Genomic DNA, 25,304 nt, shown 5'->3' on the forward strand with positions numbered 1-25,304 from the left:
TGATCAAGAGACAGCGATGGCCGCCCCGGCCAGGGAAAGGACGCGATCCACCGAGGGGAGCGCCCGCAACGCCGCCTTGCCGGACATGGATCAGTAGCCCAGCAGGAAGGGATCGAAGCCGGCGCGGCGGTATTCGGTGTCCCGCATCAGCAGGTCGAGGCCGAGGCTGGCCACGTCGTCCGCCACCGGTTCCAGCACCGGATTGCGGTTCTGGTAAAGGATCTTCACCCAGCTCCGGCAGGAATCGCAGGTCTCGGCCTTCACGGTGGCCTCTTCCCCGCTCTCGGGTGCCATGTAGCCGATACCTTTCGTGGAACCGCAGGCAAGGCACTTGATCCGCACCTCGTTCCACTGGGTCCCGCAGAAGGCGCAGGCGGCGTAGCGGGCCCCCTCCGCCCCCTGGTGCCCCACCACCATGGAGGAAACGGGCGGACCGCCGCAGCAGGGGCAAAGGCCTGTCTCCACCGGGACGAGCTGCTTCGGGTCGAGCAGGGAGGCCAGCCTCGCGCCGTGGACCTGCACGGCCGCGGACAGGAACAGGTGCTGCGGCAGGGCATCGGCGGGGATGGAATCCGCCAGGACATCGCCGATCATCCGGTCCAGCACCTCGGGCTTCGCCTGCCGCAGCTCGGTCAGGGCCGCCGCCGCGGGCGCGGGCATGGACAGAGCCGCCACATCCTCCAGGAAGCGCCGCGCCAGGGCTCGCAGCCCCGCATCCCCGGCCAGGGAGGCGCGGTCCAGCGGAGGCATGCGGTTCTCCCTCGCGCGCTGGACCTGTTCTGTGGGGATGGCCTCGGCGGGGGAAAGCTCTGCGGCCAGGTCGGCCTGGAGACGGCTCAGCCCGGCCAGGAAATCCAGGTAGGGGGCCAGATGGCTGCCCCCCGCCAGAACCGAGAAGCGTTCCGCCCGCCGCCGGAACAGGGCCACCGGATCCGGCATGACGGCGAAAGGTGGTTTGAGCATGCGCCCGATCATCGAGGGATCGGGCTGAAGGCTGTGAAATCCTGACATGGATCCTCCGCGGACCGGACCGGCCACGCGTTGTCGGTGGTTATTCGGCGGGGTCGACCTTACGCTGACCAGCCAGTTCCTTCAGCCACTTCCGGTGATGCCGCCACGCCCAGCCGCCCGTGACCGAGCCATGGGTCATGGCCCGCAACGTGCCCCGCGTCCAGATTCCCGCATAGACGTGCAGGATGAAGACGCAGATGATCAGCACAGCCGCGATGGAATGCGCCAGCACGGCAATCCGTCGGGTCGGGATGGAGGTATAGGGGGCGAAATACTGCTCCCAGATCGCCAGGCCGCTGACGATCAGCACCAGGATCAGCCCGGTCATGGCCCAGAAGATGAACTTCTGACCGGCATTGTACTTGCCGAGTTCCGGCAGCTTCTCCTCGTTGCCGCTGACCACGTCCTTGATCCGCGACAGCCAGACGAAATCCACCCTGGCGGGAAGATTTGCCCGCCAGAGCTGGAAGAAGAAGACGAAGAAGCTGAAGAACAGCACCACACCGATCCAGGGATGGATCGCCCGGGTGTTCTGCCCGCCGCCGAAAAGATTGGTCAGGAAGAACAGGGAGGGCCAGAACAGGGCCAGACCGGACACCGCCAGCAGGATCAGGCTGATGGCTGTGATCCAGTGGTTGAGCCGAGCCAGGGGGCCGTAGCGGTCCACCGTGACGGGCTTGCCCGGGTGGATGGCATCTCCTGGCTGGACGTGCTCGGTCATCGTAGATGCTCTCCCGGCTGCGGCGGGGCCTTCACGCTGGTTTCCACCAGCTTCTCGGCATTCTCCTCGTCCTCCTCACTGACCCGATTGGGACGCGCGAAGACGCCGTGGATCACGCTGCCGACCGCCATGACGCTCATCGCCGCCAAGCCCACATACTTGGTGACACCCTTCCAGGTCTGCACCAGGGGAGAGATCCTGGGATTGTCCGGCAGGTCGGCATAGATATGCGGCTTGTCGTTGTGGTGCAGGACATACATCACATGCGTCCCGCCGACGCCGGGCGGATCGTAGAGCCCGGCATGGGCATAGCCGCGCGACTTCAGGTCGGCGATGCGCTCCTCGGCATGCTTCTTCATGTCCTCCTTGGTGCCGAAGACAATGGCCTTGGTCGGACAGGCCTTGGCACAGGCCGGCCCCTGCCCCACCGCGACCCGGTCCGAGCAGAGGGTGCACTTGTAGGCGCGATGATCGGCCTTGGAGATGCGGGGGATGTTGAAGGGGCAACCCTTCACGCAATAGCCACAGCCGATGCAGTTCTCGTGGATGAAGTCCACGATGCCGTTGCTGTACTGCACGATCGCGCCGGGGGCCGGGCAGGCCTTGAGACAACCCGGGTCGGCACAGTGCATGCAGCCATCCTTGCGGATGAGCCATTCGAGGTTGTCGGTCTCCGGATTCACCCATTCCGTGAAGCGCATGAGGGTGAACATGTTCTCGGTGAGGTCATGGGGGTTGGTATAGACCCCATGATTCTCCTCGATGTCCGGATGGGTGTCGTTCCATTCGACACAGGCGGACTGGCAGGCCTTGCAGCCGATGCACTTGGAGACATCGATCAGCTTGGCCACAGGGGTGAACTGCCGCTGCGGCGCGGGCAGGTTCTCCGTCGCCGAACGGCGGATTAGGTCGGCCTCGCCGAACTGGCTGGCCATCGGCTGCGTCGGCGGATTGCTGGCCGCCGTCCGCGGGCTGTCCATCATGCCGGCGCTCATGCCACTGCCCCCCCAGGCGGCGTGCTGGGCTCGATATTGACCAGAAACGCCTTGTATTCCGGGGTTTCGATATTCGCCTCACCCACGAAGGGTGAAAGCGAGTTCGGGCCGAAGCCCTTCCGGGCCGCGCCCACGAAGCCCCAGTGGAGCGGAATGCCCACCACATGCACCTCCCGCCCATCGCAGATCAGCGGGCGGATGCGCTTGGTGACCAGGGCCTTCGCCTTGACCGAGCCACGCTTGGACCAGACCCGCACCCAGCTTCCGTTGTCGATCTTGCGGAGGGCGGCGAGCTGCTCCGAGATCTCCACGAAGAACTCCGGCTGCAGGGACGCATTCACCCGGTTGTGCTTGGTCCAATAGTGGAAGTGCTCTGTCAGCCGGTACGAGGTCGCCGCGAAGGGGAACTCGTCCGCGTTGCCGAACTGGGACACGTCGTTCTGGAACACGCGCGCCACCGGATTGCCCCGTATGCGTGGGTTCAGCACGTTGGGCACCGGAGATTCGAAGGGCTCCATATGCGACGGGAAAGGCCCGTCGCGCATCATGCCCCGGGAGAAGAGGCGGGAGACGCCTTCCGGGTTCATGATGAAGGGGCCGACCTCGGTGGGCTTCGCCGTGACACCAATATCGGGCACGTCATAGCCGGTCCACCTGGCTCCATCCCATTCGATGATCTTGCGGCTCGGATCCCAGGGCTTGCCCTGCAGATCCGCCGAGGCGCGGTTGTACAGTGTCCGGCGGTTCAGCGGCCAGGCGAAGCTCCAGCCGAGATAGGCGCCGGTCTCGTCGGGATCGTGGTTGTCCCGGCGGGCCATGTTGTTGCCTGCCTCGTTGAAGCAGCCGGAATAGATCCAGCAGCCACTCATGGTCGAGCCGTCATCCTGCAGCTGCGTGAAGTTCAGCACCTGCTTCCCGGCCTGGACGATCACCTTGGAAGGATCGTTCGGGTCGCGCACATCGCTCAGGGCGCGGCCGTTGATCTCCTTCGCCAGTTCCTCCGGCGAAGGCTCCGTCGGGTCCTGATAGTCCCAGGACAGGTTCAGGATGGGATCGGGGAAGGCCCCGCCCTCCTTCCGGTAGAGCTCCCGCATGCGCAGGAAGATCTGCGCCATGATCCAGGTGTCGTGCTCCGCCTCGCCCGGCGGCGAGCCACCGGCCCAGTGCCACTGCAGCCAGCGTCCGGAGTTGGTGAGCGATCCCTCCTCCTCCGCGAAGCAGGTGGTGGGAAGCTGGAACACCTCGGTCTGGATGGAGACGGTGTCCACGGGGTTGAAGTCCCCATGGTTCTCCCAGAAGCGGGCCGTCTCCGTCTCCAGCGGGTCCATGGTGATCAGGAACTTCAGCTTGGAAAGGGCCGAAACCACCTTGCCCCGGTTGGGGAAGGCCAGCACCGGGTTGAAGCCCTGGCAGATATAGCCGTTGACCCGGCCCTCGTTCATCAGCTCGAACATGCGCAGGACGTCGTAGGAAGGGACGTCCAGCTTCGGGATGTAGTCGTAGGCCCAGCCGTTCTCGGCGGTGGCCTTGTCGCCCCACATGGCCTTCTGGAAGCTGACCATGAACTTCCGGTAGTTCTGCCAGTAGCTGGTCTGGCCTGGACGGAGCGGCTTGAACTGCCGGCTCTTCATGTAGGTCTCGAAGTCCTTCTCGGACTCCGTCGGCATGTTCAGGTAGCCGGTGAGCAGGTGCGACATCAGGCCCAGATCGGTCAGGCCCTGGATGTTGGAATGCCCGCGCAGCGCGTTCATGCCACCGCCGCGCACGCCGATATTGCCCAGGATGAGCTGGAGCATCGCCATGCCGCGGATGTTCTGGGCGCCGTGCGAATGCTGCGTCCAGCCCAACGCGTACATCGAGGTCATCGTCTTGGTCGGCGACGAGCACTCGGCGATCATCTCGCAGACGCGAAGGAACTTGGCCTTCGGCGTGCCGCAGATGCGCTCCACCATTTCGGGCGTGTAGATCGAGACGTGCTGCTTCAGCAGGTTCCAGACGCAGCGGGGGTGCTGGAGGGTCGGGTCGGTGACGGCATAGCCGTCCTCGCCGACCTCGTATTCCCAGCTCGACCGGTCGTAGTCGCGCTTCTCCTCGTCATAGCCGGTGAAGAGCCCGTCCTGCCAGCCGAATTCTTCCTTCACGATATAGGCCGCGTTGGTGAAGGCCTTGGTGTACTCCCACTGGATCTTGTCGTTCTCGATGCAGTAGCGGATCACGCCCATCAGAAAGGCGATGTCCGAGCCCTGCCGGATCGGCGCGTAGAAATCCGCCACCGAGGCCGTGCGGGTGTAGCGCGGATCCACGACGATCAGCTTGGCGCCCCGGTGGGCTTTCGCCTCCGTGACCCATTTGAAGCCGCAGGGATGTGCTTCCGCCGCATTGCCGCCCATAACGACAACGAGATCGGTGTTCTTGATATCGGTCCAGGCGTTCGTCATCGCGCCACGGCCAAATGTCGGGCCCAAACTGGACACCGTGGGGCCGTGTCAGACGCGAGCCTGGTTGTCGAATCCTACAATGCCGAGACCCTTGGCGACCTTGAAGGTACACCAGGCGGTCTCGTTGGTCGTGGCCGAGGCTGCGAGCATGCCGACCGTGGTCCAGCGGTTGACCGGCAGACCGGCCTCATTCTGACCCAGGAAGTTGGCGTCGCGGTCGTCCTTCATCAGCCGGGCGATGCGGTCCAGCGCCTGGTCCCAGGAGACCGGCTCGAAGCGGTCCGATCCGGGACGGCGTACCATGGGCTGCTTCAGCCGGGTCGGCGCGTGGATGAAGTCCTTGAGCGCCGCGCCCTTGGGGCAGAGCGTGCCGAGATTGGTGGGGTGATCCACGTCGCCCTCGACATGGATGATCTCGGCCTTGTCGCCCTTCCGGACGTCTCCCTTCGAGTAGAGGATGACGCCGCAGGCCACGGAGCAGTAGGGACAGGTGTTGCGCGTTTCGGTGGTGTTCGCGAGCTTCAGTGGCCGGACATGGGCGGCGACGGCGGCTTCCGCCTCACCGAACCCCATGGATGCCAAAGACGTTGCCGCGACACCCGCGCCAGCAGCCTTCAGCAGGCCGCGCCGCGAGATCTGCATGGTCACAGAAGCCTCCTCGGGCCGTTTGGGCCTCGTATACCGGAAAGAGTTAGTTTCCGTCTCGTTTGCGGTCAAGCAAGCTTCAGGGGCGAATCCCGGTGCTGGCGGCACCCTCATCGTAGTGTGCCATCATAATATGGAGAGTTGCGCCGCCTTGGCTCGGCGCAAGGGATGAAGACCGATAGTGACCGTTGCCGAAGGTTGAAATGGGCGGTGGTTTTATACGTTCGGTAACGCAACATCTCGCTGCTCTGCACTACATCCCCGTGGTTCTGACGTCAGCACTCCCGTCCAGTTCACACCACCTGAAAACCATATGCGTAGGGATCGCGGTCATCGATGAAGATGGTGTTGTAGCCTGTGGTCCTCGCCCAGCCAGCAATGGAGGGGATGATCGCGGAACGCCCGCCCAAGCTGACGACTTCCTCCACCCGACCGTGGAAGAGCGATCCGATGATGCTCTCGTGCACGAAGGCGTCGCCTGGGCGCAGCTTTCCCTTCGCGGCCCATTGCGCCATCCGCGCCGAGGTTCCTGTGCCGCAGGGCGAGCGGTCGATCGCCTTATCCCCGTAGAAGACGGCGTTGCGCGCATCCGCTCCCGGTTGCTTCGGTGCGCCGGTCCACAGGATGTGGCTGAGGCCACGAATCTCGGGCTTCTCGGGATGCACGAAGTCATAGCGTTGGTTCAGGGCGCGCCGCAGCAGCGGGCTCATCTGCACGAGATGGGAGGCCGAGAAGTCGGCCATGTCGCGAAAACTCTCCTGCGGATCGACGATGGCGTAGAAGTTGCCGCCATAGGCAACATCGACACGGATCGGGCCCAGGCCGGGACAATCCACCTCCAGCGCTTCCGAATGCAGGAAGGAGGCGATGTTGGTGATCCGCACTTCCTCGACGAAGCCGCCTTCCTGCCGGTAGGCGGCGGTGACGACGCCGGCCGGCGTGTCCAGGCGCAGGAGGCCAGGCTGCTTCGGCGTCACGAGGCCATGTTCGAGGGCCATGGTGACGGTGCCGATGGTTCCATGCCCGCACATCGGCAGGCAGCCCGAGGTCTCGATGAACAGGATGGCGATGTCGCAATCCGGCCGGGTGGGCGGGTAGAGGATCGAGCCCGACATCATGTCGTGCCCGCGCGGCTCGAACATCAGACCGGTCCGGATCCAGTCATATTCAGCGAGAAAATGGGCGCGCTTCTCAATCATGCTGGTGCCGGCGAGGATCGGCCCGCCACCGCTGACCAGGCGCACCGGATTGCCGCAGGTATGGCCGTCAATGCAGAAGAAGCTGTGCCGTGCCATGAGGATGCCTCGCCGTTCGGTATTCACCAGAGCATAGCGCCTGATCCTCTGCCGTCACGCCCGGCCAGCAGGATGGCGCGCCTCAGAAACGTCCGGGGCGGAAGGGGGCGGGATCGAGGGGGAGTTCCTGGCCGGTGAGCAGATCGGCGACCAGCCGCCCCGTCGCCGCCGACTGGGTCAGGCCGAGATGGCCGTGGCCGAAGGCGTAGAGGATGTGCGGGCTGGCCCGGGACGGCCCGATCACGGGAAGGCTGTCGGGAAGCGAAGGGCGGAAACCCATCCACGGCGTTCCGCCGGTGGTGCGCAACTGGGGAAGGAAGGTGGCCGCCTTGTCCAGCAGGGCCTGTGAACGCGCATGATTCGGCGGAGCAGAGAGCCCACCGAGTTCCACGGCACCGCCAACGCGTACCCCGCCGCCGATCGGCGTCACCACGAAGCCATGCGCCCCGAAGGTCAACTGGCGCCGCAGGTCGAAGGCGCCGGGCGGCAGGGTGGTGTTGTAACCGCGCTCCGTTTCCAGCGGGATCCGGTCCCCCAGGGCCAAGGCCAGGGGGCGCGACCAGGCACCACAGGCGATCACCGCCCGGGAAGCCGCCAGTTTGGTGCCATCAGCCAGATGCACCGATACCCGGGCGTCTCCATCCGGCCGTACCGTCCGGACCTCCGCCTGCCGAAAGATCAACCCATGCTCCTGCAACCGGCTAGCCATGGCGCGTGCGAAGAGATGCGGATCGGTGACGGTCTTCCATCCCGGCACAAAGGTCGCGACACGGATGTGGGGCGAAAGGCCCGGCTGCAATGCGGCGATCTCCCCTCCCCGCAGGTGCCGGAAGGCGATGCCATGCGCGGCCCGGAGTTCCCATCCCGGCAGGGCGGCCTGCCATTCATCCTCGCTCTCGTAGAGCTCCAGCGCGCCGTCGGCACGGACCATGGACGCCAACCCGTACCGCTCGACCAGGGCGGACATCTCCTGTTCCGCGAGCCGCATCATCGCCACCTGCGCCAGGACACTGCGCCGGACCCTGTCCGGGCGGCTGGCGCGCCAGAAGCGGAAGAGCCAGGGCGCGATACGCGGGAGGTAGCGTGGCGGGATGGCCAGAGGACCGAGAGGGTCCAGCAACCAGCGTGGCGCCTTGCGCATGATTCCGGGCGAGGCCAGGGGCATGACGTCGGAAAAGGCGAAGGCGCCGGCATTGCCGTAGCTGGCTTCCAGGGCGATGCCCTTCCGGTCCAGCAGCAGGACCGACCGGCCACGCTGCCGCAGGCAGGAAGCGATGGCCAAGCCGATGATGCCGCCGCCGATCACCACCACGTCGGCGCCGTTGCGATCAGGTTCCGCGGAGCTCATCCGGGTTCCGCCACATCCGGCCGGAGCTGCCCATCCCCGGTGGATGGTCCGAAACACTCATGGGCCTATCCCCCCGAAGCGGTCTTGGCCAAAGCGTTCGCGGCCAGACGGCGGCGGGCGGACTTTACCGTATGGGTGGAAGCGCGCTCGACATTCACGAAGCGGTTCGGGCTTTCGCTGCCCGAGGCAATGCGCAGACGCTCCTTGCTGTCCGCCACCAGGGCATCGGCGCGGCGGATGTCATCCATGAAGCCCTGCGTCGGCACGATGTCGAAGGCCACGTCCGCCTTCTTGCGGCCGTCCTTGATGATGCGCGTCCCGTCCGGGCCAAGATCCTCCAGAAGCCCATCCCGGACCAGGACCTCCACGGCCTTCGTCACGTAGCGCAGCGTGTCCCGCGGCCGCGAGCGTGCCGCCATGGGCCCATCCCGGGCAATCTCCATGGCCGTCATCGAGATCAGGGGGCTTTCCCCGGGCCGAACCTCCGTGATGCTCTGGCACAGCTTCAGGTAGAGCCAGCGCGACAATGGATGCGAGATCCGCATCAGCCAGTCGTAGTTGATGCGGCGGTAGTGGAGATTCTTGATCGCATTCTCGACGAGCGGATTGAACTCCAGATAGGCGCTTTCCTGGTCGTCCTTCCGGCGCAGGGCGAGCACCGGGAAGGAGGAGGAGGACAGAACCATCTGCCCCTTGCGGTCCGTGCGGGTGATCTCGACCACCGCCGTGTGCAGGACCGTCAGCGCGTCCTTGATCTCGTCCAGGCTGTAGAGGTGCCGGACCTTCCGCAGCTCTTCCCGTATCTCGTACAGGGAGAAGGAGAGCCGCACCTTCTCGTTCTCCACGCTCAGACGGGCACGGTCGCTGGCGATGCGCTGCATCACCGCCTCGACGATCTGCTCGCGCTCCCCGGGGAACTCCTCCCGCTCGGCTCCGTCCGCCCGAACCAGGCGGCCGGGACGGAGCAGCAGCTTGTAGGTGATGCCGGCGTGTTCAAACTCGCGGCGTATCGAACGCAGGTAGCCGCCTTCTGCCCGGCTGTCCGTGTAGAACACGAAGCGAGGCGCGATGTCGTAGAGGTTGATCGTGTTCGTATAGCGCTTGTCATCCGCGTCCGAGTTCTCGAACAGGATGAGCTGCAATGGGGTCGGCTGCTTCAAAGCGGCCCTCTGCTCCGACATGATCCCCTTTCCGCCCGCGTCCAGCTCATTTGGCGGGCTCAGGCCCCGGTCATCAAGCGCCTGTTGCGTCAGGTATGAAGGAGAAAGGCGCGGACCGTGGAGGCGATCGGCGCCTTTATGAAGGGGAAAGGCGCGTTTAGCTGACGATTCCGGCTTCCCCCGGGCTGAAACCGACCGAATCGCCAGGGCGAGTGGATGGTGAAGCGCGTCCATCCCCTACAGCCATCCCTCAAACGCGCGCTTTCCCTACAGCTATCCCGCCTCCGGGCGGTGCAGGGAGCTTGGCCCCCTACGGGGCCTGTAGGGTAAGCGCGCGTTTCCGTTACCGCTGCAAGGGTGAGGTATAGGGGATTGGCGCATTTCGCGCCTCACATCCCTCGCGGGCCGTGAAACGCGCCGATCTCCTATATCCGGATGGTGCTGACCAAGGGCCCGGAGGCTCCCCTCAGCGGGAAACGCGCGAAATTCCTACATCTGTGGGGACGATGGCGGGTACCGCCCCAAGAAGTAGCCACTGAAGATACCGAGCCGATAGCAGACAGCGCCTCGGGGAAGTTCCCGGCATGGCGGAGCCGGCCGCGCATAGCCGGCGACCGCGCGCTTGCCCTCCATATTCGCGCCGAATCCCGGCCGGAATCGGAGTCGCAAGACCGTCACGAAGCCGGTGCGCCGCCGCCCTATACAAGAGCGCGGCTCCCCTTCCGTTTCCGCGGCCTTTGCCATCCGAAGCGCGCCGAGTTCCTACAGCCGCTCCCGAGTCATGGTTTGACTCGGGCCAGGGAGGCGCTTCCGGATGCCGCCGACTCACACAGGCGGAGGTTCCGGATGGCATCGAATGCACCCCTCGATCAGGTGACCCGGTGGGGCAAGATCCCCGCCTGGTGGCTGCTGCATCCTGCCGTGGATGCCGACCGGCTGGCTGTGATGGCCGCCCTTTGCACCTATGCCGATGAAGCCGGCTTCTGCGAACCATCCCAGGCGACACTGGCACGGCGGCTGGGCCGCAGCCGCCCCTGGGTGAACCGGGTGATCGCCGAACTCGCCGCGGCCGGGCTGATCCGCAAGCAGGCGCGCGCCCGCCAGAACGGCGGCACCACGAGCTGCCGTTACCATCTGGCCCAGACGCCGGAGCAGGCACGCAGCTTCGTGCAGGACACCCAGCTTCCTGTCATGGGAGAGACAGGGCTTCGTCCGGCTGGCGACAGGCCCTGTCATCCGGCTGACACGAGTCACGCGACTCCTGAACAGATTCAGGACACGCACGCTGTGCCTGCGCAGCGCAGGGACCAAACGCCTCCGAAAGAACGGGACGAGCCGACACAACCGCCAAGACCAGGGGCTTCCCTGGCAGAGCCCGCTCAGGACTGGTCGCCGTCGCGGGAGATCGCCGAACGCGCCCGACAGCTCTACCCGGATGCGCCGCTGGAGCACCACACGCTTCGCTTCGTCACGCGTTGCCGCGCCAAGGGCTACCGTTACGCCAATCTCGATGCAGCCTGGCTGGAATGGCTGATCGCCGACCGTACACAGCCTCGACGTCCGCAGGCCACCGGGTTGGAAGGGGCGGGCCAGCAGGCCGTGTCCGCCGCGAGGCAACCGGCAGAGCACCGCCTCCATCGCTTCGACGCCTGGGCAGCCGCGGCCATGTCGCCGCCCAGCCATGTCAGCCCCTACTGAACTGGAGGGGCCAGAGCGTGCAGATCAATCCGCGAACCTCCCATCCCAGGCGGGAGGATCGGCCTTCCAGTATGGCCGGAAGACGTGATGCGGCATCGCTGGTGGCGAGAGAGCCTCTGCCGCCTCCGCCGACACCCGTGGCGAGGCTCCTGGAAAGAGGCATCCAGGAGCGGCGCTTCCTTTTCCCGGACAATGGCACGGTCCGGATCATGGAGACTTGGCAACCCCCATCGGAGGTCGAGGACGGGCTGGCCGATCTGGCTGCACAACACCTTTCGGAACTGGAGATAGCGCTGCGGCCGGCAGAGAGGGGCGTGCTCCTCGCCCGCATCCTGGCTCTGCTTTCGCATTTTCGCGCCGAGCCGAACCCGCCACAGGTCGAGCAGATGATCGCTGACGACTGGGCCGAGGATCTCGGGGAGTTCCCGATATGGGCCGTGGAAGAGGCTTGTCGGCAATGGCGCCGCACCCGCAAATGGCGGCCGCAGATCTGCGAGATGGTGGCGCTTTGCCGGGAAGCCGTCTCCGAACCGGAAACGCGCCGGCAGAGGCTGCAGGCGCTGCTGTACCGAGCGGAGACGAGGCGAAATCCCATGCTGCGCCGGATGGAGGATCTGACCCAGCGCACCTTCCGACGGGTTCCGGCCTGACCGGATGCCCACCGGGAGGTCCGATGAACGTGGTTCTGCCGGGCCGCCGCCAGCCTACGCGACAATGGTGGGAGATGGTGTTCCGATGTCCGAACCTGAAGCAACCATCAACCTATGGGTTGATTGGGTTGATGATCTGTAGCAACGTCGCCGGCTGTCGATGGGGCCAGTTGTTCCGGGGGGCTGAGCGTGGATTCGCAGTTGTTGAAGGAGGCGAGGCAGCAGCTTCGTCTCAGCCAGGTCGAGTTGAAGGATATCCTCAACAGGCGCATGGGCCGCGCCTACGACAAGTCCAAGATCAGCCGCTGGGAGAATGGGCGCGAGCCCATCCCGCGCGAAGTCGCAGTGGAGATCGCGGCCATCTCCCAGGCGCGTCCCGCCAATGCTCGTATCCTGGCCTTCGCCAACCAGAAGGGCGGCGTCGGCAAGACCACCAGCGCATTGAACGTCGCGGCCTCCCTGGCGGCCCTGGGACGCCGCGTGCTCGTGATCGACATGGACCCGCAGGCCACGGCCACCGCCGCGGTGCTGGCCGGCGGCGGGGTCGAGGCCTATCGCCAGGGCCGCACCACCGCCCATGTCATCCTGAACGGCCGTCCCCTCGCCGAGGCCATCGTCCATGCCGGCGACGTGCTGGCCGACACGGCGGGTCAGGGGCGGATCATCCCCTTCGACCTGGTCGCCAGCCATATCGAACTCTCGGACACCGATGGGCGCCGGGAACCGGGCTTCGATGCCGCCTTGCGGGAGGCGGTTGCGCCGATCCGGTCCAGCTATGACTGGATCGTGCTCGATGCGCCACCCAATCTCGGCATGCTGACCTGGATGACCCTCGCCGCGGCGACGGAGGTGATCGTGCCCGTCCGCACTGAACCCTATGACGCGATGGGGGTGGGTCTCATCCTGGCCACCGCGAACAAGGTGCAGCGCAGGCTCAACCCGGACCTACGGATCATCGGCGTCCTGCCGACCCAGTTCAGCCAGCGCCGGGCCGTAGACCGCGAGGTGCTGAGCCACCTGTCGCAGGCCATGATGGAACGGGTGCCGTTGCTGGAGCCGATCCCGGCCAGCGCCGCCTTCGGCCATGCTGCCCGCGACGGGCGGATCGCGGTCCCGGCCAGCCATGGCCAGAGCGGCGCGGCGGCCGGGGCTGCCTATCTGCGGCTGGCCGAGGCGCTTAGCGATGGCAGGCCACTGCCGCGGGCGGAGGTCGCTTGACATGGCCGTGTCCCGCAAGCGTCGTCCCTCGCCCCTGCTCGGGGCCGTGGCGAACTCGATCGGGGAAGCGACAAATTCGCTCGTGACGCCCGCGAGCCGCTTCGCGCATACCTTCGAGGCGCCGCTGGACCGGGTCTCGCCGGACCCGGACCAGCCGCGCAAGAGTTTCGACCCGGACGGTCTCGCTTCCCTGGCCTCCACCATGTCCGACCAGGGACAGTTGCAGCCCATCCTCCTGCGCCGCGATCCGGAGCGCCCCGCGGACTGGGTCATCGTGGCGGGGGAACGGCGCTGGCGGGCGGCGAAGCTGCTCCGCTGGCCTTCGATCCTGGCGATCGAGTGGAAGAAGCAGGATGGCGCCGGAGCTTTGGCCCTGCTGGAGAACCTGCAACGGATCGACCTGACGCCGGTCGAGGAAGCGCGGGGCATCCAGCGGCTCCTGGAAAGCCAGGGCTGGACCCAGACGCGTGTCGCCGAGGTGCTGGGCCGGACCAAGGGGGAGATCAGCGCCTCGCTGCGAATGCTGACGCTGCCGCCCTCCTTCGTCATGGACCTGGAGAACGGCAAGCTGGACCTGCCGCGCAACATCCTGGTGGAACTCGCGCGCTTGCCGGCAGGCCGGATGCGGGATGCCCTGATCGCCAATGCCTATGCCGGGCGGATCACGGTCCGTGCCCTGCGGACCGCGAAGATGGCGCATGAAGCACCTGCCGAGGCGGAGGAGCCGCCCCCCAGAGCCGCCCGCAAGGCGCCGAAGCCCGTCGCGCTCTACCGTTTCGACAAGTGGCTGCAGGATCTGGTGGCCCGCAAGCGCGCCCCGTCGGCGTTGGAGCGGGAAAGACTGATCGAGGTGCAGGCGCGTATTGCGCAGATCCTGTCGCAACAGGACTGAGAAGCCGGAGACTGGGGTTCTGACGTCAGAACCCCAGTCTCTGGTCGGCAGAACTGGCGCTGCGGTGGGCATGCGAAGCCAGAGGGCCGCTGCCACGTTCGATTTTTGCGTCGCACCATTCCGCGGACCTGGATATGCATCCTATGCCGGTTGCTCATAGCGACCGAGGGAAAAGCGATACGACAAGGCCTCCTGTCGCGCCTAGGGTCCCCGCACCTGCTTGGTGACGGGAGGAAGAACAATGGTGCGAGCCGGTCAACAAGGCACGTCGCGCGCTATGGAACGTCTTCTCGCAGCCATTCCCATGCCTTGGCCCCATGACGGCCAAGCCGATGTCCCGCATCAGCCAGGGGCACAGGTGAGCAGGCCCAGACCCGGCATGGCGGAGGGGCTCGCCATCCCGGCCGAAGGGCACCCCTTTCTGTTCCTGCATGTCGTGGAGAGTCTGGCATGAGCCTGGTCCGCCGTAGTCCACCCCGCGTTCCGCCCGAGATCGCCACCGGGTTCGCACCCTTTGGTGTCGCGACGATCCACGAGGCGCAGGGGCGCCGTGGCCTTCTGGGCGCTCATATGCGGCCGATCTATCCGGGCGCACACGCCGTTGGCACCGCCGTGACCGTGTCGATCGCGCCAGCCGACAACTGGATGATCCATGTGGCCGTGGAGCAGTGCCGCCCCGGCGATGTCCTGGTTGTTTCGCCCACCTCGCCCTCCGACGCGGGCTATTTCGGTGAGCTCCTGGCCTGTTCGCTGAAGGCCCGCGGCGTGGTCGGCCTGGTGATCGAGGCCGGCTGCCGCGACGTGGGTGCGCTCCGGGAGATGGGCTTCCCCGTCTGGTCCAGGGCCGTTTCGGCCCAGGGCACCGTCAAGGAGACCCTGGGGGACGTGAACCTGCCCGTCGTCTGCGCCGGGCAGCTCATCCACCCGGGCGATCTGGTCGTTGGCGACGATGACGGGGTGGTCGTGGTCCGACGCGGGGAGGCCGAGGCCGTGCTGCGCGCCTCCGCCACACGGGAGGAGAAGGAAGCCAGGACCCGGGCGCGTCTGTCCGCCGGCGAGCTCGGGCTGGACATCTATGGAATGCGCGAGGCGCTGGCCAGGAAGGGGCTGCGCTACGAGGACGCCGATGACTGACCCGACCGTCCTGCATTCGGCCATCGGGCGCTATCCGCACAGCGCGCCGGTGCTCGATGGCCAGGTCACCTCGCTGCTCCTCCGGCTGGAGGATGCGAGGATCAAGCCGGTCAGCCGCGCCTTCGCACCCATGGTGCGGGAAGGACGCTTCGAGGTCAGCGAGATGGCCATCGCGACCTTCCTGATGGCCAAGGCCGCCGGCAAGCCGCTGGTGCTGCTGCCCGTGGTGATGGCGGCGCGCTTCCAGGAGGCCGCGCTGCTCTGCCGGGCGGACAGTCCCGTCGCGGGGCCGATCGACCTCGCGGGCCGGCGTCTCGGGGTGCGTGCCTATAGCCAGACCACGGGGATGTGGCTACGGGGCTGCCTGCTAGAGGAATTCGGCCTTCGGCCGAGCGATCTGCACTGGGTGACCTTCGAGGATGCCCATCTGGCCGAGTACCGGGACCCACCCTGGGCGGAGCGTGCCCCGGCCGGGTCCGACATGATGGCCATGCTGGAGAAGGGCGCGCTGGACGCGGTGATCGTCGGCAATGACGTGCCGGAGGACCCGAAGCTGCGCACGGTCTTTCCCGATCCGGTCGCGGCGGGCGAGGCGTTCCGCGCGAGATATGGCTTCAAGCCGGTGAACCACCTTCTGGTCATGCGCGGCGACGTCGTCGCGCGGCGACCGGACCTGGCCGCCGAGCTCGTCCGCCTGTTCCGGGACGCGCCGATGACCGGCCATGCGGCGCTCGATCCGGCTCTTCTTCTCGCCAGCCGCTTCTGCGCGGAACAACAGCTCCTGCCGGCACCGCTGACATTGGAGGAAATCTGGGAGGGGCTCCCAGCCGGGATCGGATAGGAGCGGGCCCCGGGTGGCCTGCAAGGGAGGAAAGAAGAAATGCCAACGACACGCCGCGGGATCGCCGCGGGAATGCTGGGCCTCGGCGCCCATCTTGCGACGCGGAGCGCCGGCGCGCAGACGTCCCGCTGGCCCGAGCGCCCGGTCCGGATCGTGGTGCCTTTCACGCCAGGCGGTTCCACCGACATCCTGGCCCGCGCCCTGGGCAGCGAGCTGCAGGAGGGCTTCGGCCAGCCCTTCGTCGTGGAGAACCGCGGCGGTGCGGGCGGGACGATCGGCACGGAATTCGTTGCCCATGCCCCGGCCGATGGCCATACGCTGATGATGGGTCATATCGGCACGCTGGCGGTGAACCCGGCTCTCTACCACAACCTTTCCTTCGACACGGCCACCGCCTTCGCCCCGGTCGTGCTCGTCGCCATCGTGCCGAACGTGATAGTGGTCCATCCGAAGCTCCGTGCCCAGACGGTGCCGGAACTGGTAGCGTTCGCCAAGGAGAAGCCGGGCGGGCTCACCTACGGTTCCGGCGGCAATGGATCGGCTGCGCATATTGCCGCCGTCGCCTTCAGCCTCGCGGCGGGCATCGAGATGACGCATGTGCCCTATCGCGGCACCGGCCCCATGATGAACGACCTGATCTCGGGTGCCATCGACCTGACGCTGACAGGCGGCCCCCCGGCCCTGCCCGCGGTGCGCAATGGGCTGCTGCGTGCCCTGGGTGTCTCCTCGCTGCAACGTTTGGCAGCCGCGCCGGACATTCCCACCATCGCCGAGCAGGGCATGCCCGGTTTCGAGGCCGTGCAGTGGTATGGCCTCGTCGCTCCGGCCCGGACCCCGCCCGCGGTCGTCGCGCGCCTAAACACGGAAAGCGCCCGCATCCTGAAAGGGGAGAAGCTGCAACCCCGGCTGGAGGCGGAAGGCGCCGTGGCCTCGCCCGGCACGCCAGAGGAATTCGGCCGCTTCATCACGGCGGAGCGGGAACGCTGGGGCGACGTGATCCGCCGCACCGGCGTCCAGGCCAATTGAGCCAGGGAGGAAAGGCATGACCGATCATCCGGCGATCACGCGCCGAACCGTATTCCTCGGCGCGGGTACGTTCCTGGGGGTATCCACGCTGGCGGCGCCCCGTATCGTCCTGTCGCAGACCCGTTTCCCGGATCACCCGATCCGCGTCATCGTGCCTTTCGCGGCCGGTGGCGTGGCGGACCTCACCGTGCGGGCCGTCGCCAACCCCCTTGCCGACCGGCTGGGGCAGCCAGTGGTGGTGGACAACCGCCCCGGGGCCGGTGGTATCCCCGCCGCGCAGCAGCTGATGAACGCCCCGGCGGACGGCCACACGCTGATGGCGGCGACAAACGGGACGGCGATCAGTCGCACCCTCTTCCACTCGCTGCCCTTCGACCCGCTGCGCGACCTGGCGCCGATCGTGACGCTGGGCAGCTTTCCCATCGCGCTCATCGTGGCGCCCGGCTCCCCCATCAAGAGCTTCTCCGACCTCCTGGAAAAGATGCGGCGCGAGCCCGGGGGCCTGAACATCGGGACGATCAATGCCGGGAGCACGCAGAACCTTTCGGCTGAACTTTTCAAGATCAGGGCGGATGTGAAGGCGGAAACCGTGGCCTTCCCGGCCACGCCGCAGCTCGTCACGGCGCTGCTGCGCGGCGATGTGGACCTGGCATTCGAGATCACGGCGCCTCTGCTGGGCCAGATCCATGACGGGGCCATAAGACCCATCGCGCTCACTTCGACGAAGCGCGCGCCGAACCTGGGCGACGTGCCGACGCTGACCGAGCTCGGCGTGAAGGACTACGATGTGACCTCCTGGAACGCCCTGGTTGCCAGGTCGGGCACGCCCGCCCCGGCCATCGCCGCCATCAACGAGGCGGTGAATGCCGTGCTGGCGCGGCCGGCCGTGCGCGACATCCTCACCCAGTCGGGGGTGGAGCCGCAGGGCGGAACGGCCGAGGCCATGGGCAAGCTCCTGGCAGCCGATACGGCGCGCTGGGCCGAAGTGATCGAGAAGGCAGGAATCCCGCGCCAGTGACGAAGACATTGCCCCCCCGCGACATCCCGACCTGCAAGGGCCCGGACCCGGACACGCGCCCGCCCCGCTACCGGGCCCCGCCAGGCGCCTGCGACGCGCATTGCCACATCTTCGGCCCGGATGCCGTCTTCCCCTATGCGCCTGACCGCGCCTACACGCCGCCCGACGCACCCTTCGATGGCCTGCGCCGCCTGCATGGCATCCTGGGCATCGAGCGCGCGGTGATCGTCCATGCCTCCTGCCACGGCAGCGACATGCGGGTGACGCTGGACGGCATCGCGCGCTCCGGCGGCGCGTATCGCGGCGTTGCCGTGGTGGAGCCCGGCGTGAGCGACGCCGAGCTGGCGCGCCTGCACGAAGGCGGCATTCGCGGCGTGCGCTTCAACTTCGTGCGCCATCTCGGCGGCATGCCGGATATGGGCTTCTTCGAGCGGGTGCTGGAGCAGATCGAGCCTCTCGGCTGGCATGTGGTGCTGCATCTGGACGCGCAGGACGTGACGGAACTGGCGCCCCGCATCGCCCGCATCCGCGTTCCTTTCGTGATCGACCATATGGGGCGGGTGAAGGCGCGGGGCGGGCTGGAGCAGCCGGCCTTCCGGAGCCTGCTGGAGCTGATGCGCAACGACAGGGCCTGGGTGAAGGTCTGCGGTGCCGAACGCGTCTCCTCCGAAGGGGCACCCTTCCACGACGCGCTTCCCTTTGCGCGCGCCCTGGTTTCCGTGGCGCCGGACCGCGTGCTCTGGGGCACGGACTGGCCGCATCCCAACATCGCCGGGGACATGCCCAATGACGGCGACCTTCTGGACCTTCTGGCGGAGGCGGTGACGGACGAGCCGGCACGCCGGAAGATCCTGGTGGACAACCCGGCCCGCCTTTACTGGAGCGAGGAGCAGACGGCATGAGCATGCGCATCGCGATCATCGGCTATGGCGAGGTCGGCAGCATCTTCGCGCGCGACCTGCGCGCCGCTGGCGTCACGGAGATCGCCGCCTTCGATCCCGCCTTCGCCGACCCGGACAGCAAGGCGTCGCGGAACGCCGGGCAGGCGGGACAGGCGGCGGCATCCTCTCCGCTGGAGGCGGTGCGGGGGGCGGAGCTGGTCATCGTCGCGGTGACGGCCGGTTCCGATCTGGACGCCATGCGTTCCATCGCGGCGGGCCTCGGCCATGCCCCCTTCGTGCTGGACGTGAATTCCGTGTCCCCCGGCACGAAGCGCGAGGCCACGGCGATCGTGGAGGCGGCCGGCGGTCGCTATGTGGAGGCCGCGGTCATGACCAGCGTGCCGCCCAAGGGTCTCCGTTCGCCCATGCTGCTGGGTGGGCCGCACGCCACGGCCTTTGCCGTGAGCATGTCGGCTTTCGACATGGCCCTGACGGTCTTCTCGGAAGAGGTCGGCCGCGCCTCCTCGGTCAAGATGTGCCGCAGCGTGATGATCAAGGGCCTGGAGGCCCTGGCCACGGAGTGCCTCCTGGCCGCGCGGCGCTACGGTGTGGAGAAGGAGGTCCTGGCCTCCCTTTCCGACACCCTGCCGCATCCCGATTGGCGTGGATTGGCGCGTTACGTGATCAGCCGTCCCCTGATCCATGGCCGGCGCCGCGCGGAGGAAATGCGCGAGGTTGCCCGCACTGTGTCGGAGGTCGGCGTGCCGCCGATCCTCAGTGGCCCGATCGCGGAGCGGCAGGACTGGTCCGCCGATCGCGGGGCAAGGCTTTCCCCGGAGGAGCTGGCGACCGAGGACCTCGACGCGTTACTGGACGCGGTCCTGGCGAAGCTCTGATCCGTCCTCCGGCACGGCAGCCGGCCCGGCTGGGATTGACGGCCCCGGTGAGGCATGATGCCTGGCCGGGGCCGTGCCTTCGGAGGGTGACATCCTGGCGCGTGCCGTCCCGACCGCGCGCACCAGGGCTCCGGGGGAGGAAGAAATGCCGAGGCATCTCGATCAGCAACTCAAGCTGCGGCTCCTGCGGGCTGTCGATGCCATCGGGGCGCATGGAAGCATCCTGGCCGCCTCCCGTGCGCTCTCCGTCACGCAACCGGCCCTGACCCGCAGCCTGCAGGAGGCCGAGGCGCTGCTGGGCCTGCAACTCTTCGAGCGCAGCGGGCGCGGCGTGCGCGTGACGCCGGCGGGGGAGGTGGTGCTGCAATCGGCCCGGCGCCTGCTGGGCGAACTGCGCCGCCTGGATGAGGAACTGGACCGGCTGGTCGGGCGGATGAAGACCACGATCATGCTGGGCGCCCTGCCCGTGGCCGCCGCCGGCGTGCTTCCGGGCCTGCTGGGGCGGCTGCGCAGCCAGCACCCGGAACTCGTGGTCCAGCTTGTCCAGGGCAAGACGGAGGAGCTCCTCCCCAAGCTGGAGGGTGGGGAGCTGGATCTTGTCATCGGGCAACTCTATCCGCCCGAGAGGCCGGACGGGCTGCTGCGGGAGGCGTTGTACGAGGAACCGATCTCGGTCCTTGCCCGCACCGACCATCCTGTCTTCGAATCCCCCATCACGGCGGAGGCGCTGCGCCGCTGGGAACTGGTGCTGCCGACGATCGGCCAGCGCGTGGGGCAGGAGATCGACCAGTTCCTGGCAACGCTGGGCCTCGCCCCGACCACCTCGATGCGTTCGACCTCCTACGGCTTCATCCGCGAGATGCTGCATTCGACCGACTTCATCTCGGTCATGCCCAATACCATGATGGCGGGTGACCTGCTGCGGGGGACGATCCGCGCGGCACCGCTGCCTGCCGTCTCCCGGCCGCGCCCGGCGGGCTTCATCCGGCGTGCCGATACGCCGCTCTCCGCAGCCGCCGAGGTCCTGGTGGACGGGTTGCGGCGCTATGTCGAGGAGATCGCGGCGCAGGGCCAGCATCCAGGATTGGCCGGAGAGCGGGCTGGAGCTGGTGGGTCCTATGTCGGCCCGGCATAACGCGCGCCGAAGAAGCGATAACACCTTTCCCACTTCGCCGGTCTAGCTTCCACTCTCAAGAGCCCGCACCCATCGCCTCGGCGAAGGGCCGGAAAGCGGGTGGGGGATACGGGGAGAAAAGTCCTGGTGATGCGCAGCCGACAGCTCGATCCCGGGCGCCTGCCCGCCGGCACCTACCTGAACACGGGGGTGACGGCCACCAATGCGCTCCGGCTGAACCGCTTCTGCTACGACCTGCGTCATGCGTCGAAGCGGGATGCCTTCATGGCCAATCCGGAAGCGGCGATGGCGCCCTACGATCTCGCTCCCGAGGACCGGGCGCTTGTCCTGGCGCATGACTGGATCGGCTTGGTGCGGCGTGGCGCGAACGTCTTCCCGTTGCTGCGGCTGTCGCAGCTCTGCGGCGATGGCTTGGCCGCCACGGGCGCGCAGATGCGCGGCGAGACGCTGGAGGAATACCTCGCCAGCCGCAACAGCGGGAAGGGAGCCCCCTGATGGCCCGGATCATCGCCGGCCTCGGTTCGCCCCATGCCCCTTCCATCGGGGCGCTGATCGACAAGGGTGCTTGGCAGGAGCCCGGATGGGAGAAGCTGCTCGACGGCTACCGGCCCATGCAGGACTGGCTGCGCGAGCGCAGGCCGGACGCCGCGATCCTCATCTACAACGACCATGTCACCTCTTTCTTCTTCGACCGCTATCCGACCTCCGCGCTTTCCGTCGCCGGGGAGCATCCGATCGCCGACGAGGGCTTCGGGCCGCGACCCCTGCCGCCAGTCCGGGGCGACGCGGAATTCGCCTGGCATGTCGCGCACAGCCTGGTGGATGACGAATTCGACCTGACCGTCTGCCAGGACATGCCGCTTGACCACGGGGCGCTGACGCCGGTCTCGGCGCTCTGGCCGGATCACGCGGAGGGTTGGCCCTGCGCCATCCTCCCGCTCGCCGTGAACGTGCTCCAGTTCCCGGTGCCGGGGCCGGGACGGCTCTTCCGGCTGGGAAAGGCGCTGCGGCGGGCTGTCGAGAGCTTCCCCAGGGACATGGACGTGGTCGTGCTGGGCACGGGAGGCCTGTCGCACCAGCTGCATGGCGAGCGCTTCGGCTATCAGAACCAGGACTGGGACATGGAGTTCCTCGACCGGCTCCAGGACGACCCGGAGCATTTAGCCGGGCTGCGGCTGCAGGACTTCATCGAGCGCGGCGGCGCGGAAGGGGCGGAGGTGATCATGTGGCTCGCCATGCGCGGCGCCCTTTCCATGCGTGTGCGCTGCCTGCACCGGAACTACCATGCACCGCTGCATACCGGCTTCGCCCAGGTGATCTACGAGGACATGCCGCATGTCGCATAGGGATGGGCGGCGCACGGTCGTGCTGGTGCCCGGCCTGCTCTGCGATGCCTCCGTCTGGGTGCCGCAGCGGCACAGCCTGGAACGGGACTACGATGTCCTGGTGCCGGATCTCTGGGGCCTCGATTCCATCGAAGCAATGGCAGGCGCCATTCTTGACATGGCGCCTGAGCGTTTCGCGCTGGCAGGCCATTCCATGGGCGCACGCGTCGCCCTGGCAATCCTGGATCGGGCCCCGGAACGGGTCGAGCGGCTGGCCCTGCTGGACACCGGCGTGCATCCCCGCCGCCCGGGCGAGGCCGCGAAGCGCCAGGAGCTCGTCGATCTCGCCCATGCACAGGGCATGGCGGCCCTGGCCGAGCGCTGGCTGCCGCCCATGGTGCATCCGCAGCGCGCCGGTGACCCCGCGCTGATGCGGCCGTTGGCAGAGATGGTGTGCCGGGCCACGCCGGAGATCTTCGGGAAGCAGGTCAGGGCGCTGCTGAACCGGCCCGACGCGGCGGCGGTCCTGCCACGCATCGACTGTCCGACCCTGGTGGCCTGCGGACGGCAGGATGGGTGGAGCCCGCTGTCGCAGCATGAGGAAATGGCGGCGGCCATCCGCGATGCCGAACTCGCGGTGATCGAGGACAGCGGCCATATGAGTACGGTCGAGGCACCGGCCGCCGTGACCGGCGTGCTGAGTGCCTGGCTGCGCCTGGGAGTGATGGCATGACATCCCTTCAATCCGCGGAACCCGTGATGGACTTGGCCCATCTCGGGCATCTGGAACTGCTGACGCCCAGGCCGAAGGAGAGCCTGCGCTTTTTCGTCGATGTCCTGGGCATGACGGAGAGCGGCCACCAGGGAGATTCGGTCTATCTGCGGGGTTGGGACGACTATGAGCGTTACTGCCTGAAGCTGACGGCGGCGCGCCATTCCGGCATGGGCCACATGGCCTTCCGCGTCAGGAGCCCGCAAGCCTTGGAGCGCCGCGCCGCGGCGCTGCGTGCCGGCGGGCACGACGTGTCATGGCATGATGGCGATCTGGGCCACGGCCGCACCCTCTGCTTCCGGGACCCGGATGGGCACCTGATCGAGCTCTACTACGAAACGGAATGGTACGAGGCGCCACCCGAGTTGCGGCCGGCGCTGAAGAACCAGGCTCAGCGCTTCCCCGGGCGCGGCGTGAACGTGCGGCGCCTCGATCACGTCAATTGCCTCGCCGCCGACATCAAGGCGAACCGCGAGTTCTTCGAGCAGTGCCTCGGGATGCAGCTGACGGAGCAGATCGTGTTGGACACCGGCGTCGAGGCCGGCATGTGGTTCACCTGCACGAACAAGAGCTACGACATCGCCTATTCCCGTGAGAGCAACGGACGGCGCGGGCGCTTCCACCATCTGACCTTCGCCCTCGACAGCCGCGAGGAGATCCTGCGCGCCGCCGACATCTTCCTGGAGAACGGCGTCCATATCGAGACCGGTCCGCACAAGCACGCGATCCAACAGACCTTTTTCCTCTATGTCTATGAGCCGGGCGGCAACCGCGTGGAACTGGCCAATGCCGGCGCACGGCTGATCCTGGCGCCGGACTGGAAGCCGATCCGCTGGAGCGAGGCGGAGCGGCGGAAGGGCCAAGCCTGGGGCCTGAAGACCATCGAGAGCTTCCACACCCATGGCACGCCGACCCTGGAGGAGATGGACGCGGAGGGGATCGTGTACTGATCGGAGGTTTAGGAAGCTGGGGCCGGTCCGGTCCCGCGTCTTTGTTCGGGAGGAAAGAACCATGAGAAGAAGAGAATTCCTGGCGGCTGGTGCCGCGATGACCCTGCCCCTCGCGGCACCGCGCCTGTCGCGGGCCGCGGAGCCGCTCAAGATCGGCCTGATCCTGCCGATGACGGGGCCCTTCGCCTCGACCGGACGGCAGATCGAGGCCGCCGTGCGCCTCTACATGCAGCAGAACGGCAGCGAGGTGGCCGGGCGTCCGGTCGAGGTGATCGTCCGGGACGACGCCAATGTCGCGGATGCGACGCGGCGCCATGCGCAGGAGCTGGTGGTGAACGACAAGGCCGCCGTCCTGGCGGGCTTCGGTCTGACTCCGCTGGCCCTCGCCGCCGCGCCGATCGCGACGCGCGCCAAGGTGCCGCAGGTCGTGATGGCAGCCGCCACCTCCAGCATCACCGAGGCGTCGCCCTTCATCGTCCGCACGTCCCAGACCATCCCGCAAGTGGCCCTGCCCCTGGGGCGCTGGGCGCCGGAGAACGGCATCCGCAAGGTCGTCACGGTGGTGTCCGACTACGGCCCGGGCATCGATGCGGAGAAGTGGTTCAAGGAACCCTTCGTGCAGGCCGGCGGGCAGGTGCCGGAATCCCTGCGCGTCCCCCTGGCCAGCCCGGATTTCGCGCCCTTCCTGCAGCGGGCGCGCGATGCCTCGCCGGATGCGGTCTTCATCTTCGTGCCGTCCGGCGCCGGATCGGTCTTCATGAAGCAGTTCGCCGAGCGCGGCCTGAAGGAGGCCGGCATCCGGCTGATCGGGCTGGGCGACGTGCTGGACGACGACATTCTCAACAACATGGGCGACCAGGCGCTCGGCGTGGTCACGTCGCAGCACTATTCCGTGGCGCATGACAGTCCGCTGAACAAGAGCTTCGTGAAGGCCTTCAAGGCGGCCAACAAGGACATGCGGCCGAACTACATGGCGGTCGGCGGCTATGACGGCATGGCGCTGATCTACAAGGCGCTGGAGAAGACCAAGGGCGCTTCCGGCGGGCCAATCCTGCTGGAGGCGATGAAGGGCCTGTCTTGGGAAAGCCCGCGGGGGCCGATCTCCATCGACGCGCAAACCCGCGACATCGTCCAGAACATCTACATGCGCCGCTGCGAGCGTCTGGATGGCGAGCTGTACAATGTCGAGTTCGCCACGGTCATGGCTGTCCGGGATCCGGCCAAGCCGGCCTCGGGCTGAGAGGAGAGGGCGGCG

At 67.3% G+C, this 25,304-nt stretch carries 23 protein-coding genes; 16 read left to right on the top strand and 7 right to left on the bottom strand.

The genetic code is table 11. From position 1 onward, the window contains the following. Positions 1–90: 90 nt before the first annotated feature. The 7 genes from fdhE to ROTAS13_RS02345 all read right to left on the bottom strand — a co-directional run bounded on the left by fdhE (position 91) and on the right by ROTAS13_RS02345 (position 9,634). The gene (fdhE, locus tag ROTAS13_RS02315) at positions 91–1,011 is read right to left on the bottom strand and encodes a formate dehydrogenase accessory protein FdhE (protein ID WP_075821437.1); all 921 of its coding nucleotides are present in this window, start codon (positions 1,009–1,011) and stop codon (positions 91–93) included. A 40-nt stretch (positions 1,012–1,051) separates the two neighbouring features. Then, the gene (locus ROTAS13_RS02320) at positions 1,052–1,732 is read right to left on the bottom strand and encodes a formate dehydrogenase subunit gamma (protein ID WP_019463346.1); all 681 of its coding nucleotides are present in this window, start codon (positions 1,730–1,732) and stop codon (positions 1,052–1,054) included. Beyond that, positions 1,729–2,667 carry a formate dehydrogenase subunit beta gene (fdxH, locus tag ROTAS13_RS02325; RefSeq protein WP_226945894.1) on the bottom strand — a complete coding sequence of 313 codons (939 nt, stop codon included), beginning with the start codon at positions 2,665–2,667 and terminating at the stop codon, positions 1,729–1,731. Before fdxH ends, ROTAS13_RS02320 begins: the two co-directional genes overlap by 4 nt. Before the next feature lie 56 nt (positions 2,668–2,723). Beyond that, positions 2,724–5,807 (bottom strand): formate dehydrogenase-N subunit alpha, encoded by a 3,084-nt coding sequence (gene fdnG / locus ROTAS13_RS02330; protein WP_099780858.1) that lies wholly within the window; start codon positions 5,805–5,807, stop codon positions 2,724–2,726. A 296-nt stretch (positions 5,808–6,103) separates the two neighbouring features. After that, positions 6,104–7,105 (bottom strand): 4-hydroxyproline epimerase, encoded by a 1,002-nt coding sequence (locus tag ROTAS13_RS02335; RefSeq protein ID WP_075821454.1) that lies wholly within the window; start codon positions 7,103–7,105, stop codon positions 6,104–6,106. Positions 7,106–7,187: 82 nt separating this feature from the next. Next, on the bottom strand, positions 7,188–8,453 hold the full coding sequence (locus tag ROTAS13_RS02340) for an FAD-binding oxidoreductase (protein WP_075821439.1): 1,266 nt from the start codon (positions 8,451–8,453) through the stop codon (positions 7,188–7,190). A 65-nt stretch (positions 8,454–8,518) separates the two neighbouring features. Then, entirely contained in the window at positions 8,519–9,634 is a 1,116-nt protein-coding gene (locus ROTAS13_RS02345; protein ID WP_126281722.1) for a hypothetical protein, read from the bottom strand. Positions 9,635–10,459: 825 nt separating this feature from the next. Here ROTAS13_RS02345 and ROTAS13_RS02350 point away from each other — a divergent pair. The 16 genes from ROTAS13_RS02350 to ROTAS13_RS02425 all read left to right on the top strand — a co-directional run bounded on the left by ROTAS13_RS02350 (position 10,460) and on the right by ROTAS13_RS02425 (position 25,289). Continuing rightward, positions 10,460–11,311 carry a helix-turn-helix domain-containing protein gene (locus ROTAS13_RS02350; RefSeq protein WP_075821440.1) on the top strand — a complete coding sequence of 284 codons (852 nt, stop codon included), beginning with the start codon at positions 10,460–10,462 and terminating at the stop codon, positions 11,309–11,311. Positions 11,312–11,328: 17 nt separating this feature from the next. Continuing rightward, positions 11,329–11,961, top strand: coding sequence for a hypothetical protein (locus tag ROTAS13_RS02355; RefSeq protein ID WP_139323247.1), 633 nt, complete (start codon positions 11,329–11,331; stop codon positions 11,959–11,961). A 204-nt stretch (positions 11,962–12,165) separates the two neighbouring features. Beyond that, entirely contained in the window at positions 12,166–13,179 is a 1,014-nt protein-coding gene (locus ROTAS13_RS02360; RefSeq protein WP_026033605.1) for an AAA family ATPase, read from the top strand. Position 13,180: 1 nt separating this feature from the next. Next, positions 13,181–14,071 carry a ParB/RepB/Spo0J family partition protein gene (locus ROTAS13_RS02365; RefSeq protein ID WP_058390342.1) on the top strand — a complete coding sequence of 297 codons (891 nt, stop codon included), beginning with the start codon at positions 13,181–13,183 and terminating at the stop codon, positions 14,069–14,071. Between the two features lie 450 nt (positions 14,072–14,521). Further along, positions 14,522–15,205 carry a 4-carboxy-4-hydroxy-2-oxoadipate aldolase/oxaloacetate decarboxylase gene (locus tag ROTAS13_RS02370; protein WP_026033604.1) on the top strand — a complete coding sequence of 228 codons (684 nt, stop codon included), beginning with the start codon at positions 14,522–14,524 and terminating at the stop codon, positions 15,203–15,205. Further along, positions 15,198–16,046: an ABC transporter substrate-binding protein gene (locus ROTAS13_RS02375; protein WP_075821441.1), complete on the top strand. Its 849-nt coding sequence runs from the start codon at positions 15,198–15,200 to the stop codon at positions 16,044–16,046. Before ROTAS13_RS02370 ends, ROTAS13_RS02375 begins: the two co-directional genes overlap by 8 nt. Before the next feature lie 39 nt (positions 16,047–16,085). After that, positions 16,086–17,072, top strand: a complete 987-nt coding sequence (locus tag ROTAS13_RS02380) for a tripartite tricarboxylate transporter substrate binding protein (protein WP_226945870.1) — start codon at positions 16,086–16,088, stop codon at positions 17,070–17,072. Between the two features lie 16 nt (positions 17,073–17,088). Beyond that, positions 17,089–18,090, top strand: a complete 1,002-nt coding sequence (locus ROTAS13_RS02385; RefSeq protein WP_075821443.1) for a tripartite tricarboxylate transporter substrate binding protein — start codon at positions 17,089–17,091, stop codon at positions 18,088–18,090. Continuing rightward, complete coding sequence (locus ROTAS13_RS02390; RefSeq protein WP_216348575.1) at positions 18,087–18,992, top strand: amidohydrolase; 906 nt, start codon at positions 18,087–18,089, stop codon at positions 18,990–18,992. Before ROTAS13_RS02385 ends, ROTAS13_RS02390 begins: the two co-directional genes overlap by 4 nt. After that, entirely contained in the window at positions 18,989–19,867 is an 879-nt protein-coding gene (locus tag ROTAS13_RS02395; protein WP_075821444.1) for an NAD(P)-dependent oxidoreductase, read from the top strand. Before ROTAS13_RS02390 ends, ROTAS13_RS02395 begins: the two co-directional genes overlap by 4 nt. Positions 19,868–20,012: 145 nt before the next feature. Then, entirely contained in the window at positions 20,013–21,002 is a 990-nt protein-coding gene (locus ROTAS13_RS02400; protein ID WP_075821445.1) for a LysR family transcriptional regulator, read from the top strand. A gap of 129 nt (positions 21,003–21,131) precedes the next feature. Continuing rightward, positions 21,132–21,497 carry a hypothetical protein gene (locus ROTAS13_RS02405; RefSeq protein WP_075821446.1) on the top strand — a complete coding sequence of 122 codons (366 nt, stop codon included), beginning with the start codon at positions 21,132–21,134 and terminating at the stop codon, positions 21,495–21,497. Next, positions 21,497–22,348, top strand: coding sequence for a class III extradiol dioxygenase family protein (locus tag ROTAS13_RS02410; RefSeq protein ID WP_075821447.1), 852 nt, complete (start codon positions 21,497–21,499; stop codon positions 22,346–22,348). Before ROTAS13_RS02405 ends, ROTAS13_RS02410 begins: the two co-directional genes overlap by 1 nt. Beyond that, entirely contained in the window at positions 22,338–23,060 is a 723-nt protein-coding gene (locus ROTAS13_RS02415; RefSeq protein ID WP_075821448.1) for an alpha/beta fold hydrolase, read from the top strand. The genes ROTAS13_RS02410 and ROTAS13_RS02415 overlap by 11 nt, the downstream gene beginning before the upstream one ends. Then, complete coding sequence (locus ROTAS13_RS02420) at positions 23,057–24,049, top strand: catechol 2,3-dioxygenase (protein WP_075821449.1); 993 nt, start codon at positions 23,057–23,059, stop codon at positions 24,047–24,049. Before ROTAS13_RS02415 ends, ROTAS13_RS02420 begins: the two co-directional genes overlap by 4 nt. A 61-nt stretch (positions 24,050–24,110) precedes the next feature. Further along, positions 24,111–25,289: an ABC transporter substrate-binding protein gene (locus ROTAS13_RS02425; protein WP_075821450.1), complete on the top strand. Its 1,179-nt coding sequence runs from the start codon at positions 24,111–24,113 to the stop codon at positions 25,287–25,289. The last annotated feature ends 15 nt before the right edge of the window (positions 25,290–25,304 follow it).

The sequence above is a fragment of the Roseomonas sp. TAS13 genome (assembly GCF_001950415.1).
Taxonomy (GTDB): Bacteria; Pseudomonadota; Alphaproteobacteria; order Acetobacterales; family Acetobacteraceae; genus Roseomonas; species Roseomonas mucosa.